Source organism: Bacillus sp. JJ634, assembly GCF_036962285.1.
GTDB classification, from domain to species: Bacteria; Bacillota; Bacilli; order Bacillales; family DSM-1321; genus Peribacillus; species Peribacillus asahii_A.
The window spans coordinates 1-1123 of sequence record NZ_JBALMU010000219.1; the positions used below are offsets into that span (position 1 = coordinate 1).

A 1123-nucleotide genomic window follows, 5' to 3' on the forward strand; every position below is an offset into this window, starting at 1 on the left:
TGAAGATGAAATTAAAAAACGTCAAATTGAATTATTAATTTCTTTATGTATAGGTAGTATTAATCACATAGATAAAATTACTGAAGAATTACCTCAAACAACACTGGAAAAAGTTAAACAAAATATTATTTTGTTTGACGGTGACCAAACTAGATTTATTTTCAAAAAGAAAGATGCAGATAGAATTACAATCCAAGGGTTAGCGGGTACTGGAAAGACAGAATTACTACTGCATAAAGTAAAAGAGCTGTATACGGAAAATGATGAAAACAGAATTGCATTTACTTGTTTTAACAAAGCACTTGCTAATTCATTAAAGAACCGAGTGCCATCTTTTTTCGATTTTATGAAAGTCGAAGAACAAATTAAATGGGATGAACGATTATGGATAATGCATAGTTGGGGATCTAAAAATGACCCGAATAATGTAGGAATGTATAGCTTAATTTGTAAAAAGTACGGAATTCCATTCCAAGGTCTTATGCAAGGAAGTTTTGATTCAGCATGTAGAGAAGCCATTGAGTTTTTATCATCCAAAGGTGAAGAAATCTCTCCAATGTTTGACTATGTTTTAATTGATGAAAGTCAGGATTTCCAAGAAAGCTTTTTTGAACTCTGTGAATTAGTAACAGCCAAAACTGTATATGTAGCAGGGGACATTTTCCAAAACATTTTTCAAGCTAATACTAACGAAACTAAACCAGACTTTCTTCTAAATAAATGCTATAGAACAGACCCTAGAACGTTGATGTTTGCACATGGTGTAGGTTTTGGGTTATTTGAAGAAGTAGGTATTAGAAAATTAACTGATGATCAGTGGAAAGCTTGTGGATATAACGTAGAAAAGTCTGCCGAAAGAGAAATGATACTAAGTCGTGATCCTTTACGTAAATTTACAGATATTGATTACGAAGAAATAGATAGTATAAAGTTAATTGAGTATGAAAACAAGGAATTTAAATCTAGTTTAATCAACATTATTGAAGAAATTAAAGAACAGCATCCTACCGTTGGTCCAGAAGATATAGCTATTGTCGTTTTAGATAAGGGAAATCAATATTTCGATCTTATGGGACAGATAGGGGTGCTTATAGGTACTCATTTTAATTGGAAAGTAAATACG

Annotated in this window: 1 protein-coding gene; it reads left to right on the forward strand. The window is 31.7% G+C overall.

All coding sequences use genetic code 11. From position 1 onward, the window contains the following. Window positions 1–1123 (forward strand): STM2767 family DEAD/DEAH box helicase (locus V7068_RS22200; RefSeq protein WP_499714591.1); only part of this gene is annotated, 1123 nt, incomplete at both ends.